Annotated in this window: 13 protein-coding genes; 9 read left to right on the top strand and 4 right to left on the bottom strand. The window is 46.2% G+C overall.

Annotated features, from left to right (window positions below; translation table 11 throughout):
- Positions 1–63: 63 nt before the first annotated feature.
- From BMZ72_RS33560 to BMZ72_RS33545, 5 genes are all read left to right on the top strand, one after another.
- Positions 64–624 carry a hypothetical protein gene (locus tag BMZ72_RS33560; protein WP_218155321.1) on the top strand — a complete coding sequence of 187 codons (561 nt, stop codon included), beginning with the start codon at positions 64–66 and terminating at the stop codon, positions 622–624.
- A 27-nt stretch (positions 625–651) separates the two neighbouring features.
- Positions 652–870 (top strand): helix-turn-helix domain-containing protein, encoded by a 219-nt coding sequence (locus BMZ72_RS36880; RefSeq protein WP_218155324.1) that lies wholly within the window; start codon positions 652–654, stop codon positions 868–870.
- Positions 871–921: 51 nt separating this feature from the next.
- Positions 922–2,364, top strand: a complete 1,443-nt coding sequence (locus tag BMZ72_RS33555) for an alpha/beta fold hydrolase (protein ID WP_089815432.1) — start codon at positions 922–924, stop codon at positions 2,362–2,364.
- 195 nt (positions 2,365–2,559) lie between these two features.
- Positions 2,560–4,926, top strand: coding sequence for an ABC transporter permease (locus BMZ72_RS33550; protein WP_089815430.1), 2,367 nt, complete (start codon positions 2,560–2,562; stop codon positions 4,924–4,926).
- A 71-nt stretch (positions 4,927–4,997) separates the two neighbouring features.
- Positions 4,998–5,489 (top strand): YfbM family protein, encoded by a 492-nt coding sequence (locus tag BMZ72_RS33545; RefSeq protein WP_089815428.1) that lies wholly within the window; start codon positions 4,998–5,000, stop codon positions 5,487–5,489.
- A 67-nt stretch (positions 5,490–5,556) separates the two neighbouring features.
- Here BMZ72_RS33545 and BMZ72_RS33540 read toward each other — a convergent pair whose 3' ends face one another.
- The 3 genes from BMZ72_RS33540 to BMZ72_RS33530 all read right to left on the bottom strand — a co-directional run bounded on the left by BMZ72_RS33540 (position 5,557) and on the right by BMZ72_RS33530 (position 7,466).
- Positions 5,557–6,261 carry a DUF4198 domain-containing protein gene (locus BMZ72_RS33540; RefSeq protein WP_177223010.1) on the bottom strand — a complete coding sequence of 235 codons (705 nt, stop codon included), beginning with the start codon at positions 6,259–6,261 and terminating at the stop codon, positions 5,557–5,559.
- Positions 6,262–6,437: 176 nt separating this feature from the next.
- Positions 6,438–6,983 (bottom strand): hypothetical protein, encoded by a 546-nt coding sequence (locus BMZ72_RS33535; RefSeq protein ID WP_089815424.1) that lies wholly within the window; start codon positions 6,981–6,983, stop codon positions 6,438–6,440.
- 93 nt (positions 6,984–7,076) lie between these two features.
- Positions 7,077–7,466, bottom strand: a complete 390-nt coding sequence (locus tag BMZ72_RS33530) for a hypothetical protein (RefSeq protein ID WP_089815422.1) — start codon at positions 7,464–7,466, stop codon at positions 7,077–7,079.
- 170 nt (positions 7,467–7,636) lie between these two features.
- Here BMZ72_RS33530 and BMZ72_RS33525 point away from each other — a divergent pair, with 170 nt between their 5' ends.
- On the top strand, positions 7,637–8,173 hold the full coding sequence (locus tag BMZ72_RS33525; RefSeq protein ID WP_089815420.1) for a GNAT family N-acetyltransferase: 537 nt from the start codon (positions 7,637–7,639) through the stop codon (positions 8,171–8,173).
- Between the two features lie 3 nt (positions 8,174–8,176).
- Positions 8,177–8,623 (top strand): GNAT family N-acetyltransferase, encoded by a 447-nt coding sequence (locus tag BMZ72_RS33520; RefSeq protein WP_089815418.1) that lies wholly within the window; start codon positions 8,177–8,179, stop codon positions 8,621–8,623.
- 41 nt (positions 8,624–8,664) lie between these two features.
- Here the strand turns inward: BMZ72_RS33520 and BMZ72_RS33515 are convergent, their stop codons facing one another.
- A complete protein-coding gene (locus BMZ72_RS33515; protein ID WP_177223009.1) occupies positions 8,665–11,232 on the bottom strand; it encodes a family 43 glycosylhydrolase in 2,568 nt (855 codons plus the stop codon).
- Between the two features lie 251 nt (positions 11,233–11,483).
- Here BMZ72_RS33515 and BMZ72_RS33510 point away from each other — a divergent pair, with 251 nt between their 5' ends.
- Positions 11,484–12,782, top strand: a complete 1,299-nt coding sequence (locus tag BMZ72_RS33510) for a DUF5690 family protein (protein WP_089815414.1) — start codon at positions 11,484–11,486, stop codon at positions 12,780–12,782.
- Positions 12,783–12,807: 25 nt separating this feature from the next.
- Positions 12,808–14,481: an alkaline phosphatase family protein gene (locus tag BMZ72_RS33505; protein ID WP_089815412.1), complete on the top strand. Its 1,674-nt coding sequence runs from the start codon at positions 12,808–12,810 to the stop codon at positions 14,479–14,481.
- Positions 14,482–14,499: the final 18 nt, after the last annotated feature.

Here is a 14,499-nt window from a genome sequence, read left to right as displayed (position 1 = left end):
CGCTATTGCTTGAAATCAGCCGCTAAATGCCTATATTAGAGACAGGTATTACCCAAGCCAGCGATGATTGAAATATTTCAGAATATCCGGGAGATCTATGACTTTAAAAAGCCAGCTGAAGAACTGGCCCACTTCGTCGAATTCTTCTCAGAATCATCTCCCTCCGGCTTTGACCAGTACTTTGCCAAAGGGCATTCCCAATCGGGCATGTTTGCCAGCTGGACACCCACTTTTTATATTAATCTGGGCGCTCCCTACCAGATCGAACTGGATAAGGTTTTTCATCATATCGGTGCCACAGACGATATACTGATCCTGCGAAACGGTCAGGTGACAAGACATATCCTGCCGACAGACCGGATCTTTACGGTGAAGTTCTATCCCGGCGGACTGGAAGCTGTTCTTGGTATCAGTCAGACCAGACTGGATGACCGGGTCATTCCCCTGGAACAGGTATTACCTCCTATCTTGCTGATGAAGATGAAACAACCCATCTCCTTTACAGAACGGGTGCTCATCATACAGGAATATCTCCTGCTGCAAAGGGCCAAACGCACGAAGAAAGACCATTACCTGAAAATAGTCAATGACGCTATCGGAGAGTACCATACGACCGGTATGTAACTCAACACTTCCCAGGTAGCCGAACGGCTGTTCCTGACCTCCAAAAGCATCAACCGCTATTTCTCCAAAGTGATCGGTCTCCCGCCCAAGGCCTACTTTTCCATTCTGCGAACGCGTGCTGCCCTGACGGACTTTATCCAGGCCAGGGAAACGTTTGACCCATGGGACTATGGTTATTATGACCTCAGCCACTTCTCCAAAGATGTGGCCAAACTCACAGGTCAACGCCTGAGCAACGCCCTGTAAATTGTCCGTTTTTTACTTTCTCAGCGATCCCCTTGTTACGTTCTTTGTGTTATGAAAAAGATATTCCATACGCTATTTATCCTTTTGGCGATCAGCCAATTATCATATGGCCAACAATATCCTGTTTCCATTACGCCTTACCCGCAACTGATAAAGGCCGATCCCCGGCTCATACTGCAAACGGGTTATCTGGTGGTACCCGAGAACCGCAGTAAACCCAATGGCCGTAAAGTGAAACTACCTTTCTTCTTTGTACGCCGACCCGACCAGGATGCCAGTAAAATGGTAAGTCTGTATATGACAGGAGGCCCCGGCTACAGTACAATCGACTTTATCGACAGTATCAGCTATAATTCCGGTTTCCTCCGTTATGGTGGTTTCATCGCTATTGATCAGCGGGGCACCCGTAAAGCACAACCCTGCCTGGAATGCTTCGAAGTAGACGCCGCCATCAAACAAAGCTACCGGGAAAACAAAAATAAGGACAGTCTGATACGGATAGCAGCCAGACAATGCCGGGAAAAACTGCTCCGACAGGGCATCGATCTGTCAGCATATAATACCACAGAAACAGTAGAAGACATTAACGATCTCCGCCTGGCCCTGCATATAGACTCCCTCAATCTTGTCGGTATCTCCTACAGCGGAGGCCTGATGATGGCAGTTGCCAAAAACCATCCAGAAGCAGTACGCGCCCTCATCCTGAACTCTCCGCTACCCAGCTTTACCCGTTATGAAGAAGAAGCTATGCTCAATATCAATGAAGCACTGGAACAGGTGTTTACAAACACCGCGACCGATTCCCTGAACAAACCGGCATACGCAGACCTGCGTAACCGTTTTCACCAATACTTTACGGATATACAGGGCAGGAAGTTTAGCATCCGGTACCAGGAGAAGGGACATAGTGACAGCATTGACATTACCTATACAAAAAATGAATTGCTGGATGCTGTCTTAGGTCATATGAATAACGCACAGATAAATGCCGTTCCTGCCGTGATGAATGACATTATCAATGGCCAGCATCAGCCTTATATAAAAGAAGTCCTGGATGGCTATTTTACGACAGACACACATCTTTCAATGGGGATGCGCTATTCTGTCTACTGTAGTGAACAGATCCAGTATTCAAACCCTGCATTGATCAAAAAACAGGATGAGGTACTCCCCTGGCTGGCGGGTTATGCCTTTAACAATGTCGATCACTCTGTGTGTGATTGCTGGAAGGTCAATCCGGCGCCTAAAACAATGAAAGACCCTTTGTATTCATCGGTACCCGCGCTGATCTCTGCCGGTGATATTGACCGCTGGTGTCGTCCGTTTTACAACCGGCTTATCAAACGTTATCTGCCTAACAGTCAACTGCTGATCCTGCATAATAAAGGACATGGCGCTGGTTTCGCAATAGATGGGGTTTCCTATGTTGACGGTTTTATCAGTGAGCCTTATAAAAAGCTGGTCTCTCAGTCTAAAAATCTGATCGTGGAATAAAGAACTATAACAAAAGGGTAGTATTTTGACTGATGGAAATAGCTTTTGAATCAAAAGGTAAAGTCCTGTCCAGAAATGAACTGTTTTCGTTCGCTATCGAACAATCAGACAATCGCCAATCCCACTATGCATCAGAGAGATAAGCCTTTCGGGAGGTGGCATGAGTCTTGAGCGAGCTCAGAAACGTCATCCGCTATGCTGAACAACTACTTTAAAATCGCCTGCCGGAATATTGTCCGCAATAAAGCCTTCTCCGCCATCAATATCATGGGGCTAGCCCTCGGTATTGCGTCAGGTCTGATACTGTTGTTATGGGTACAGGATGAATTACGCACCGGCAGACAGTATGCAGATATCGGGCGTTTGTTCCGCATTATGGAGCATGAAATAGCCGATGGAAGGATCGTAACTGATGAGGACACACCGGGTCTGCTGGCAGATGAAGTCAAATCAAATATACCGGAAATTGCCTACGCAGCAGGTATCTCTTCAAATGAAGAACATGTGCTGAGTGCGGGAGAGAAATCCTCCCGCTTAACGGGTTGTTTTGCAGGAGCGGACTGGTTCCATATCTACAATATCCCTTTACTCGCCGGGACCGCTACATCTGCACTGAGCATGCCTGATAACATTGCAATTTCCCGTAAGGTAGCTGCTGCGTTCTTCAATGAGCCCCATACTGCCCTTGGAAAGAATATCCGTTTTGACGGTGCAGATTATAAAGTAGCGGCTGTCTTTGAAGATCTGCCGCAGCAATCAACTGATAAATATGATTATCTGCTGAACTGGCAACGTTACCTGAAAAGAGAACCCTGGCTCACCGTATGGGAGAATACAGGACCAGGCACACGTATTCAGCTGAAACAAGGTACTGATCCTAAAAAAGTGGAAAGTAAGTTAAAGACCTTTCTGAAAGGACGCAATAAAGATATCAGTGCCGCTTACAATATCGAATTGTTCTTACAACCTGAGGCAGACGTATACCTGTATTCCAATTTCAGCAACGGACAACGCGATGGCGGCCGTATCGGATATGTACGGCTCTTTATTATTGTAGCCGCTTTTCTGCTGCTGATCGCCACCATCAATTTCATGAACCTCTCTACTGCACGTTCCATTAAACGGGCAAAAGAAGTAGGTGTCAGAAAAGCGATTGGTGCACAACGCCTGTCACTGATCTGGCAGTTTATGCATGAAGCATTGCTAATGACGGTGATTGCCACCATCCTGGCAATTGGTATTGTATGGTTAAGTTTACCTTTCTTCAACCAGCTGACCGACAAAACGCTGTCATTACCTTTTGGAGATCCCTCTTTCGGCCTATTGCTTTTAGGAATACTCATCGTCACAGCCCTGTTATCCGGCAGCTATCCGGCATTCTTCCTTTCTGCCATCAAACCTGTACGGGTGCTGAAAGGAACACTGCAAACAGGTCCCCGGGCACAATTATTCCGACGGGGACTGGTGGTCTTTCAGTTTGTATTGTCCATCCTTATGATTGTCGGTACGATCGTCGTTTATCAGCAAATGAAATATGTGCAGCGCAAGAACCTGGGATTTGATCGTGAAAACCTGATCATTATGCGCGGTGAAGGTTCTATCGCGATGCACTTCCAGACCTTTAAACAGGAACTTCTGCAGCAACCGGGCATTCAATCCGTCTCACATATGCAAACCAATCCCTTGCGTAATCGCAATACCACGGATGTCGTAAGCTGGCAGGGGAAAGACCCTGGTCTGGCGATTCAGTTCAATAATACGGCGGTAGGATATGATTTCGTTAAAACGATGCACTTACAAATACTCCATGGAAGGGACTTTTCACCTGCCTATGGCGCCGATTCGGCTAATTACCTGATCAATGAATCAACAGCGAAACGTCTGGGGTATAAAGACCCTATCGGGCAACCATTGACATTTGGCAAACAGGCAGGTACTATTGTAGGCGTATTGAAGGACTTTCACTTTAATTCACTGCATGTACCCATCCGGCCTATTATAATCCGTTTGAATGAAAAGCAGATCTATGATAATATCCTGATCAAAACACAACCGGGTCAAACGAAACAGGCGCTTGCCAGTATTGAGGGGCTTTGCCGGAAAATGAATCCTGATTATCCATTTACATATTCATTCCTGGATAGTGACTTTCAGAACAGCTATAAAAGTGAAACCATTGCCGGTAGCCTCATCGCCATCTTTGCCTGTCTTTCGATATTTATCGCCTGTCTGGGTTTGTTTGGTCTGGCAGCATTCATGGCCGAACAGCGGACAAAGGAAATCGGTGTGAGAAAGGTACTGGGCGCTTCCGTAACAAGTATTGTCAGACTGCTATCCGGTGATTTCCTGAAACTTGTCTTCGCCGCTATTATCATTGCGTCTCCCTTAGCCTGGTATACCATGCATCAGTGGCTCGATACATTCAGTTATAAGATATCCCTGTCCTGGAGCGTGTTCCTGCTGGCAGGATGTATCGCCATAATAATCGCGATACTAACAATTGGGTTTCAGAGTGTAAAAGCGGCGTTACTGAATCCGGTAAAGAGTCTGAAAGAAGAATGAGATGGATGAATACTACCTCCTATGGCTGAAAAGTTATACTTTTAGCCTACATTAAAATGTAACTCCATCCTATGAGTATGACCGTCAAGCTTCTCCGGGTAACACAAGCCGAATTTGAAGCTTACCAAAAAAACAGTTCCTTACTGGGAAACAGGTTCTACAGTGATTCAGAAACAGACTCCGCCCTGATTTACCTTGATAAATCCTGGGAAGGTATCCTCTTCCTGCTGACCGGCCAAGGCCTTAAGAAAAACCGGCATCCCATGTTAAAGGTTTTCTTCAGCGAACAAAACGTAGACGATAATATGGACCTGGGATATGGTCCGGCGGAATACCTGACAGCGGAAGAAGTAAAGCAGCTATATGCTGAATTATCCAAAATAACAGAGGAAGAACTGACAGCCAGATTCGACCCCGCGCGCATGACTGAATTACATATTTATCCGGAGATATGGGACGAAGAAGGTATCCTCCATTATCTGCTTGCTTTCTTTAATGAATTACTTGGTTTCTACCGGCAGGCCGCAGCGAACGATCAGATAGTTATCAGCGGGATACTGTAATCTTATCATAGAAGAAGGCTTGCTAATACAGCAAGCCTTCTTCTATGATAACTTATGTAATTAGATCTTATTTCTTAACGTTAATACAGTGTGTAACAATATGTGCTACCGTCTTGTATGACTTACCATTGTGTGTACCAGGCGTCTTTTCATTCGCAGATACCTCCAGCAGATACTGACCTGACTGCAATGGTGCAAAAGAAGCTTCGCCTTTATCATTGCTTTTGAATTCCTTTACCCAACCATCCGGAGAGATCGCTTCGATCTTGGCGGCAGCCAGTGGCTGTTTGTCGCGTAATACAGTCAGACCTACCGTACCCTGACCCTTTGCCTCTTCAACAGCTGGTACCACCGCCAGTGCGGTACTTGCTGATAATTGCGAAGGCGTTTCCTTCCCTACGATCACAGTAGCCGTTGCGTAATATTCTATTTTGGTTTCACCATAAATTGTTTCTACTGTATGGCTGATAGACAGTGTATAATTACCATCGGTCGCTGGTGTGAAGTTACCTGCCAGATGATTCCCGTTTTCTTTAATAGCAATTTCCTCCCGCTTGCCATCCGGCGCTGTCACATAAAGCTTTACATCCTTTAAATTGCTGAACCAGTGACTAACGGAGTCTCTTTGATTTTCTGCATATTCGCCTAAGTAGACGCGGACATCCTGCGACTTATTCTTTGTGCCTTTCAGCGCGGTTTCAATCCAGACTGCATGTGCGGAGGCAAGGAAAGCGCATAACATCAGCGCAATGCTCAATGTGATTTTCTTCATCTTATATCGGATTAGCATTATTAGTAGGAAGACCAGTCATGTATTGTGTACAAATGACCAGGCGATCCTGATTTACATTTTGCGGGGCAAAAATGCACTAATCCGGATGGAGCAGTTACGCGAATCGGAAATTTGTTTTACGCAAAAGGGAAATAGATGGATATATAGACGTTTTATCACATCTTTTGTTTGATCCGGTCCTGTGTAGACCCGATCAGGCCAATCGCCTCCTGCAGACGACTATAGGCTGCACCATTATCCAGGGCCAGCTCTTTCTTAGTTACTTCCTTCCCCGTCAGAAAAGCCTCCAGGTAAGACAGGAAGACCGTCCCATCACTGTTCAGCACATTATAGATCTGGTCATTCAGGCGATCGCCCTCTGCACGCAGGTCGTTATTGGTCAGGTCCGTCACACCCCGCATCTGGCGGAGCACTTCGCCCATCTGTGTTTTTAATACTTCTGTATTTCTGGGGTCCGGAGTACCGGGAGCAATATTCTTACGGAAAATACTGTCAGACAAGTTCTTCCTTGTCTTCGTATAAGCCGCAAGATAAGTTTTGAGCAATTCCAGGTTACGGACAAGCTCCGCCCCCTTATCACGGGTAAAGTATTTGTCTACATTGGAGTGGAGGTGCTGGGTCCAGGTCAACAGATTCTTTGAGACGTCTTCTACCGGAACAGACTGTGCATAGCTACCTGTTGCTGAGAACAGGATTATCATTAGTATGAAGAGTGGGCGTAACATCATTTTTATTTTGAAAATAAGAAAAATCCGGGAGACACTGTGAACCAGCAGTGGCAGTCACAGCTATTGCTATTTATCGGGTTGTAATGACAGGCGCATGAATGCTAAAACTTCCTCATTCACATCTTCTGCCGCCAGCATTCTGAAATGATGATTAAACTGATGCGCGTCTCCCGGTACAGGTGCTATCTTCTGAAAGCAAAGATTATCGCTGTAAGGCTGCGTAAAAGGGAATACCACGTGTACGAAGCTTTTACCCAGTTGTGTGATCCAGGCGACCCGTTTATCTCCTATCCCAATCCCCAGCATAGATTTGGTGGGATACAGGTAAATATCCCCCAATTGCTGATATTGCGTGATAAAATGAGATAACAACGTTAAGGTCTGTTCAGACTTGCCGGCAGTGAATGCCTGAAAAAGCGATTCCGTGGATTTATCCTGTATCAGTTTCGATAACATGTTTTTAAATAAATTTGCGGTTGACAAGACATTGTCTTATGCATCTCTGATCTTTGTAATAAAGATATCAAATTTGCAGCGTATCAGCGACAGGACCAGATAATGATCTCTTATTAAATGAAACAGGGTGCCTGGATGATAGGAAACGGGCAGCTATATAAAATACTAACATGCATGTAACAACGGAAAGACTGGTATTAAGACCGATCCAGGCTGACGATAAAGATCAGATCTTCGCATACAGATCAGATGCGGAGACCAATCAGTTCCAGGGTTGGATACCTGCTTCTCTGGAAGATGTAGAACGCTTTATTGACAAACAGCCAGCCGTGTTTAATACACCGGATACCTGGTTTCAGCTGGTGATCGTTGAAAAGCCCCGGGGCCTTATTATCGGCGATATTGGTATTCACTTTATCGGCAGTGAGCAGTTCGAATTTGGCATTACTATTCATAGACACTACCATCAACAGGGATATGCTGTGGAAGCACTCCGTGCAGTGATCAGCCACCTGTTCAATGACCTGCATAAACATCGGGCAACGGCTTCTATTGACCCGGATAACCATCATTCCATACGACTGGTGGAACGACTTGGACTCAGGAAGGAAGCACATTTTAAAGAAAGTCTCTTTTTTAAAGGCAGATGGGTAGATGACATGGTCTATGCCGTGCTTAAAAAGGAATGGACATCCAATCAACACTAACAAATGGAATTTACAATAACACCTGTCAGCAAAGCTGATTATAGCGAGATTATTACTGTATGGGAAAAGTCAGTACGTGCAACACATCATTTTCTGCAGGAAGAAGATATTCAATATTACAAACCGCTCATTCTGAATACCTACCTGGATGCCGTAGAACTACGCTGTGCAAGGAACACCGAGGGTATCGCAGGCTTTGTAGGTGTTGCAGAGAATAATATAGAGATGTTATTTATCGACCCGGCATACCGGGGTAAGGGAGTTGGTAAACAATTACTGGATTATGCGATCCGGACACTACATGCCGGCAAGGTAGATGTAAATGAGCAGAATGAACAGGCAGTAGGGTTTTACCTGCATTGTGGCTTTGAGATCATCGGCCGATCGGAGCTGGATCCAAGCGGGAAACCTTTCCCGATCCTGCATATGCAGTTGCGGCAGCGAGATTAAAACAAGCGGCACTAAGCTATAGCCTTAGTGCCGCTGTTGTTTTATGGTATATCAACGCGACACCTGAATATCAGGGCGCTCAATTCCTGTGATATCTGGAAATTATCGAAAGCCATATTCGCAGCATGTGTACGGATACCGGCCTTACCACTGATCAGCGGAGCCAGATCGGTATAATCGATCGCCGGTGCAGACATATCGTTCAGATAGACCTTGATATTAGCGCCATTCAGCACGGCTCTTAGTTTATAGGTTTGGCCCGGACTCAAGGCCTGTGTTTTGGATGCCAGGGAAGTCCAGTTATAGTTCTGTTTCCCTAACACGATACCACCAGCGTCTATGCCGGCATAATAGCCCTGGAAGTAGTCAGAACTAAGGGCATTGGAATTGCCGAATTCTGCGGCAGCCGGATTTCTCACCCGGAAGATCAGTCCACCGTTACCGCCTGAAGGACATTGTACATCCGCTTCTACTGTATAATCAGTCCATCCCACGTTACCCATCAGGCGTTTCCCAAATCCGTCAATAGTTGCCCTGCCGGATGTAATAGCGTAATTACCATTATCGTAATTCCACAAGCCGGAGAAACTACCGGAATTGAAGTTATCCGAACCATTGGGCGCTGTTGTTGTCCCTGATTCGAACTTCAATGAAGAGAAATCGAATTCTCCTTCTACTGTCTCCAGACGAATAGTATGATTACCTGCCGGGAGATTAAGATTCTTCAGTACTGCCGTACGCCAGGCAGACCAGTCACCGGTAGCAGGGATCGCCACGATACCGGATACATCAGCGCCGTCACAGGATACCCGGACTTTACAGGCCGTATAGGTAGTAGCGTACCGGAGCCCTAAATGGTAAGGACCGGCCGTCTGCACATTTACATTGTACTGGTACCATTCGCCGGTCTGATTCCAGCCGATATTCTCTCCGCCTTCTTCACAATCACGGATATCGACCCTGTCTGTCCGGTATTTGCCACCGGTATTTTCGATGGTCTGGTCGTGATAGCCCACGCCTTCTCCCCCTTCGTTATAATGCACAGCCGGGATAGTGCCAGGTACCGGTTTATAAAAACTGAATACGCCGCTGCCATTCACACGGTTACTGAAGGCTGTATATCCAAAGTCTGCGTGGTCGTTATATGTGCTTACCCCGATCTTACCACCGGCAGTAATATTAGCCGTACGGGTTGATTTCAGCATCCCATCCAGATAGATCCTGAAAGTAGTGCCCTGTTTTTCGATACGTATGACGTGCCATTTCTGGTAATCCCAGCCAGCAGGTAAAGGAATCGCACTTACGCCGATAGCAACACCATTCACCTTAATATCTGTTTCCAGGGTATTATTAAAACTACTCAGCATTGCGGAACCGAAGGTATTTTCATCCACGTAGGAAAACACCGCGCCAAAGCGTGCGCCATTACCGCCTCTGCTCATTTCTTTCATATTGAATTCAGCCGTATAGTCAGCCGCCGAAGTAGCAGTGGTTACCTGACGATACCATTGCGTAGTCGTCTTGTTATCCTGCCACATCAACTCCTGGTTGAAGATACCCCAGTTACCGCCATTGATGTTTGTCCAGTTACTACCAATAGCGGTACGGTCAAAACGGTCATAAAAGGCCGGTAATGCCGGTGAGGGTTGTGTCCAGTAAGTAGGACCATATACCAGCAGTTTGTCACCGTTAAAGCCCATAGGATCGATATTCAGCTTCCTGTTAGGCCCTACGATACTACTTTGCCCCAGGAGGTTGTGATAAGCGATAAACCAGGTGTCCAGGTCCGGACCGATCACGGAACCACTGTGTCCCAGTCCGAAGAAGCTTCCCTCCGTATTCAGGACAATAGGATTGTTTGCACCTCCTGTATAGGTACCCAGGGGCGCTGTGGAAGTCGCATAATGCACCCGGTAGCCTCTGCTGAAGACATGATTACCGGTATAGGTCATGTAATAGATACCGTTGCGTTTAAAAAGCGTAGAGCCTTCTGTCCAGCCATTCAGTGAAGTACCGCTCAACGTACTACCTGCGCCGGTGATCGCTAAAGGACCACTCATAGTAGCACCCTGTATACCGGAGCCGCCGGCATAGGTGAAGTACATTTGTGCATTGTCGTCAATGAATACGGAGCCATCGATGGTATGTCCGATGTTGCCGGTTTGTACAGTAAAAGGACCTGTAGGACTGGCGGCAGACAAAATATAATGTCCATTACCTGCCGGGGACGTGTACATGTAAAAGGTACCGTTCCAGTAGATCACCTCCGGTGCATAGGCCCCTTTGGTGATGGTGACGGTATTATCTACACAAAGTCCTTCGTAGGTCCAGTTGGCGAGGTCCCAGCTGCTCCAGCATTTAACCCCGCTCTGGTCATCGCGGGTGCTGCAATACAGATAGAACTTACCTCTGAACTTAAGGATATAGGGATCTCCTATACCGTATTCCCCCCATTCCTGTGGAAGTGTACGGGGATTGATGACCTGACTGTAAACCTGCGTGGAACAAAGGATAACACTACATAATAACGTAAACAGGTGTCTTACAATGGTATTTTTTCTCTGGATCGTGCACCTTTTGAGCCAGGCCACGAAAAAGTGTGAGGGCATAAAATAGGTTTTCATCAAAAAATGTGATTTCCCGGATAAGATAAATCTTTAAACCGACTCATTCTATCGAAATAGCGAGTATCCTGCCCCAATAGGTTAATCTTAATTTAACACCCGTTTTGTTTAACTCAATTAAACTTTGTTTAGTATTGCTATTATAGATAAAGCATTGATCATCTATCTGCATTGATCCATGAAGCCAACAATTTACTACTACCGCCTCATGACAATGGCAATCACAATCTGCTGACATGAAACAGTTTTTACGGTCTGGTCTTGAGAAATGGCCTTATAGTGTCGTGGCTGTTATTACAGCCCTTGCTGCATTTGGTGCATACACGAGCATGTATGCGTTCCGGAAGGCTTTTTCCGCAGCAACATTCGAAGGCGTACAATACCTGGGGGTAGATTATAAAGTATGGCTGGTCATTTTCCAGGTAATCGGTTATACCTGTAGTAAGTTTTATGGGATCCGGTTTATTGCGGGTATTGATGGGAGTAAAAGAGGTCGTGCTGTGCTTTTCCTGGTAGGCATTGCCTGGCTGGCGTTGTTGTTCTTTGCGCTTGTTCCTGCTCCCTGGAATATCCTGTTCCTCTTTGCCAATGGCTTTCCCCTGGGGATGATCTGGGGACTGGTGTTTGGTTACCTGGAAGGCAGACGGGCGACGGAGTTTATGGCAGCGGTCATGTCCGTCAGCCTCATATTTGCTTCAGGCTTTGTCAAAACTGTTGGCCGTACCTTATTAGATCAGTTTCACGTCAGCGAATACTGGATGCCTTTTCTGACGGGTCTTTTATTTGCCGCTCCGCTGATCATCTTCACTACTATACTGGATTGTCTGCCACCACCTTCTGCCCTCGATCAGCAATTACGGTCGGTAAGAAAACCCATGACTGCGGCAGATCGTAAAAGCTTCATTCACAACTTTGCACCAGGCATCGTATTAACACTGATCATTTATATCGTACTCACAGTCACAAGAGACTTACGTGATAATTTCGAAGTAGAGATCTGGCACGACCTCGGTATAAAAGATGTACATATATATACCCTGACGGATTCCCTGATATCGATACTGGTATTGATCGCACTGAGTCTGCTAATCCTTATCAGGCATAATTTCAAAGCCTTCAAGGTGATCCATCTGATGATCATCAGCGGGTGTATGCTCACCGGTATTTCACTGTTGCTGTTCCGTATGCACCAGATAGATGGTATCACCTGGATGAGTCTTGCGGGACTGGGTTTGTATATGGCTTACATTCCCTACAATGCCATCTTCTTTGAAAGGATGATTGCTGCCTTTCAGGCAAAGGGTAACGTAGGCTTTGTGATGTACATCGCAGATGCAGCAGGCTACCTGGGCAGTGTGACAGTCCTCCTTTACAAGGAATTTGGCAACAATGCAGGCGTAAGCTGGAGTCATTTCTTTCAGCAAAGCCTTACGGGTGTTGCCCTTATAGGTAGTATTGCCGGCATCTGTTCGCTTGCGTTCTTCGTACACAAAAAGAAAGTAAGAAATACGGACATGCCAATATTGGCAGCATAAATAAGATCCAACAGTACCGCAGCATATGAATAGTCTGAAACATACAATGACACTGCTCTTTGCGGCAGGCAGTCTTTCTGCTATTGCACAAAAAGACAATCAACTTTATCCCGAAGGGATTCAGCATGTGGTCGTAATAGGTGTAGACGGTCTGAGTCCGGATGGTATCCGGCAGGCAGCTACACCCGTTTTACACAGGATGATCACGGAAGGCAGTGTAAAATGGAACGTACGTACCGTATTACCCTCTTCCAGCAGCTCCAACTGGGCATCCATGATCATGGGTGCTGGTGTTGAGCAGCATGGTATCACAGACAATGACTGGGAACGTGAATCTCATTCATTGCCCGCGATCGTACGCAACGAGGAAGGTATCTTTCCGACGATCTTTGGCGTGCTACATAATAAATATCCCAAAGCAGATATAGGCGCGGTATATCACTGGGGAGGATTTGGCCGTCTGTTTGAAAAGCATGCGGTATCCTTCGACAAGACTTTCTCCACAGAAGATTCCACTACACAGGCTTTCGCTGCTTACCTGCAACAGAAACCCTTGTTTGCTTTCCTGCACCTCGACCATGTGGATGGCGCCGGTCATGAGTACGGACATGGTTCGAAAGAATATTATCAGGCAGTTGCCAAAACTGATTCCTTAATCGGAGAGGTATTGACCGCCATTAAAAAAGCAGGTATCGCACAGCAAACACTGGTCATCGTCACAGCGGATCATGGCGGTGTAGGATACGGACATGGCGGCGCTACGCCGGAAGAAGCAGAAATTGCTATGATCCTGCATGGTAAAGGCATTAAAAAAGGATATGTGATACCAGAGCAGGTAGCTACTTACGATCTTGCAGCTACAATTGCTTTTGCATTGAAAACAGTACCACCGTATGTCTGGATCGGCAGACCAGTCAAAAGTGCTTTTGAAGGCTTTACTGCTCCATCCAATCTCTGGTTGGGCAAATCACTGATCTCCACGCCGGTTATCGCACCCAAAAAGTACCTTTACCAGCAGGCAGGAGGTTTGTATATCAATACCAACGCAACTGTCAGCATCACAACTACCGCACCCGATGCAGTAACCCGATATACCCTGGATGGCACTAAACCGGATAGTGCCTCTCCCCGCTATACAACACCTTTTGAACTGAAGAAATCTACAGTGGTAAGGGCTGCCTCATTTGACAAAAAAGGGAATGAAAGCAGTACGGCTGTCGCTTACTACAGACTGGTGGATAGTACCCATGCTAATGGTCTGCGGGTACAACTCTATACCGGACAGGGATGGAAATATCTGCCGCTATTTAAAGACCTTACCCCCGTGAGAGAATGGCAGACATATGAGTTTGCGTTAAACCGCGAACAATTACTGTCTATCCTCGATAAACAAAACGGCGTTTTCGGTATTGTCTTCACCGGTTATCTGCAAATAGATATCCCCGGAGAATATACCTTCTACAACAGCTCAGACGATGGCAGTAAACTTTTTGTAGATGAAAAAGAAGTCGTAAATAACGACGGCAATCACGGCGTAACAGAACGCTCCGGGAGTATTCAGTTAAGTGCCGGCAGACATCCGGTACGTGTAGAGTTTTACAATGGCGAAGGTGGTTTCTGGCTGGATGCTTTCTATAAGGGACCAGGACTTTACAAACAACTGATTCCGGCAGATAAACTTTTCTTAAACAGACAATAACCATTCAAAATACAGACT

This window comes from Chitinophaga sp. YR627 (genome assembly GCF_900114995.1).
Lineage (GTDB): Bacteria > Bacteroidota > Bacteroidia > Chitinophagales > Chitinophagaceae > Chitinophaga.
This window is presented reverse-complemented; position numbering and strand designations above follow the sequence as displayed.

What these genes read in the sequence shown, in the direction of transcription:
- BMZ72_RS33505 (WP_089815412.1), top strand. Translation starts at nt 12,808, where the DNA reads ATGAATAGTCTGAAACATACAATGACACTGCTCTTTGCGGCAGGCAGT.
- BMZ72_RS33555 (WP_089815432.1), top strand. Translation starts at nt 922, where the DNA reads ATGAAAAAGATATTCCATACGCTATTTATCCTTTTGGCGATCAGCCAA.
- BMZ72_RS33525 (WP_089815420.1), top strand. Translation starts at nt 7,637, where the DNA reads ATGCATGTAACAACGGAAAGACTGGTATTAAGACCGATCCAGGCTGAC.
- BMZ72_RS33530 (WP_089815422.1), bottom strand. Translation starts at nt 7,466, where the DNA reads ATGTTATCGAAACTGATACAGGATAAATCCACGGAATCGCTTTTTCAG.
- BMZ72_RS33550 (WP_089815430.1), top strand. Translation starts at nt 2,560, where the DNA reads ATGCTGAACAACTACTTTAAAATCGCCTGCCGGAATATTGTCCGCAAT.
- BMZ72_RS33545 (WP_089815428.1), top strand. Translation starts at nt 4,998, where the DNA reads ATGAGTATGACCGTCAAGCTTCTCCGGGTAACACAAGCCGAATTTGAA.
- BMZ72_RS33520 (WP_089815418.1), top strand. Translation starts at nt 8,177, where the DNA reads ATGGAATTTACAATAACACCTGTCAGCAAAGCTGATTATAGCGAGATT.
- BMZ72_RS33515 (WP_177223009.1), bottom strand. Translation starts at nt 11,232, where the DNA reads ATGCCCTCACACTTTTTCGTGGCCTGGCTCAAAAGGTGCACGATCCAG.
- BMZ72_RS33510 (WP_089815414.1), top strand. Translation starts at nt 11,484, where the DNA reads ATGAAACAGTTTTTACGGTCTGGTCTTGAGAAATGGCCTTATAGTGTC.
- BMZ72_RS33540 (WP_177223010.1), bottom strand. Translation starts at nt 6,261, where the DNA reads ATGAAGAAAATCACATTGAGCATTGCGCTGATGTTATGCGCTTTCCTT.
- BMZ72_RS33535 (WP_089815424.1), bottom strand. Translation starts at nt 6,983, where the DNA reads ATGATAATCCTGTTCTCAGCAACAGGTAGCTATGCACAGTCTGTTCCG.
- BMZ72_RS33560 (WP_218155321.1), top strand. Translation starts at nt 64, where the DNA reads ATGATTGAAATATTTCAGAATATCCGGGAGATCTATGACTTTAAAAAG.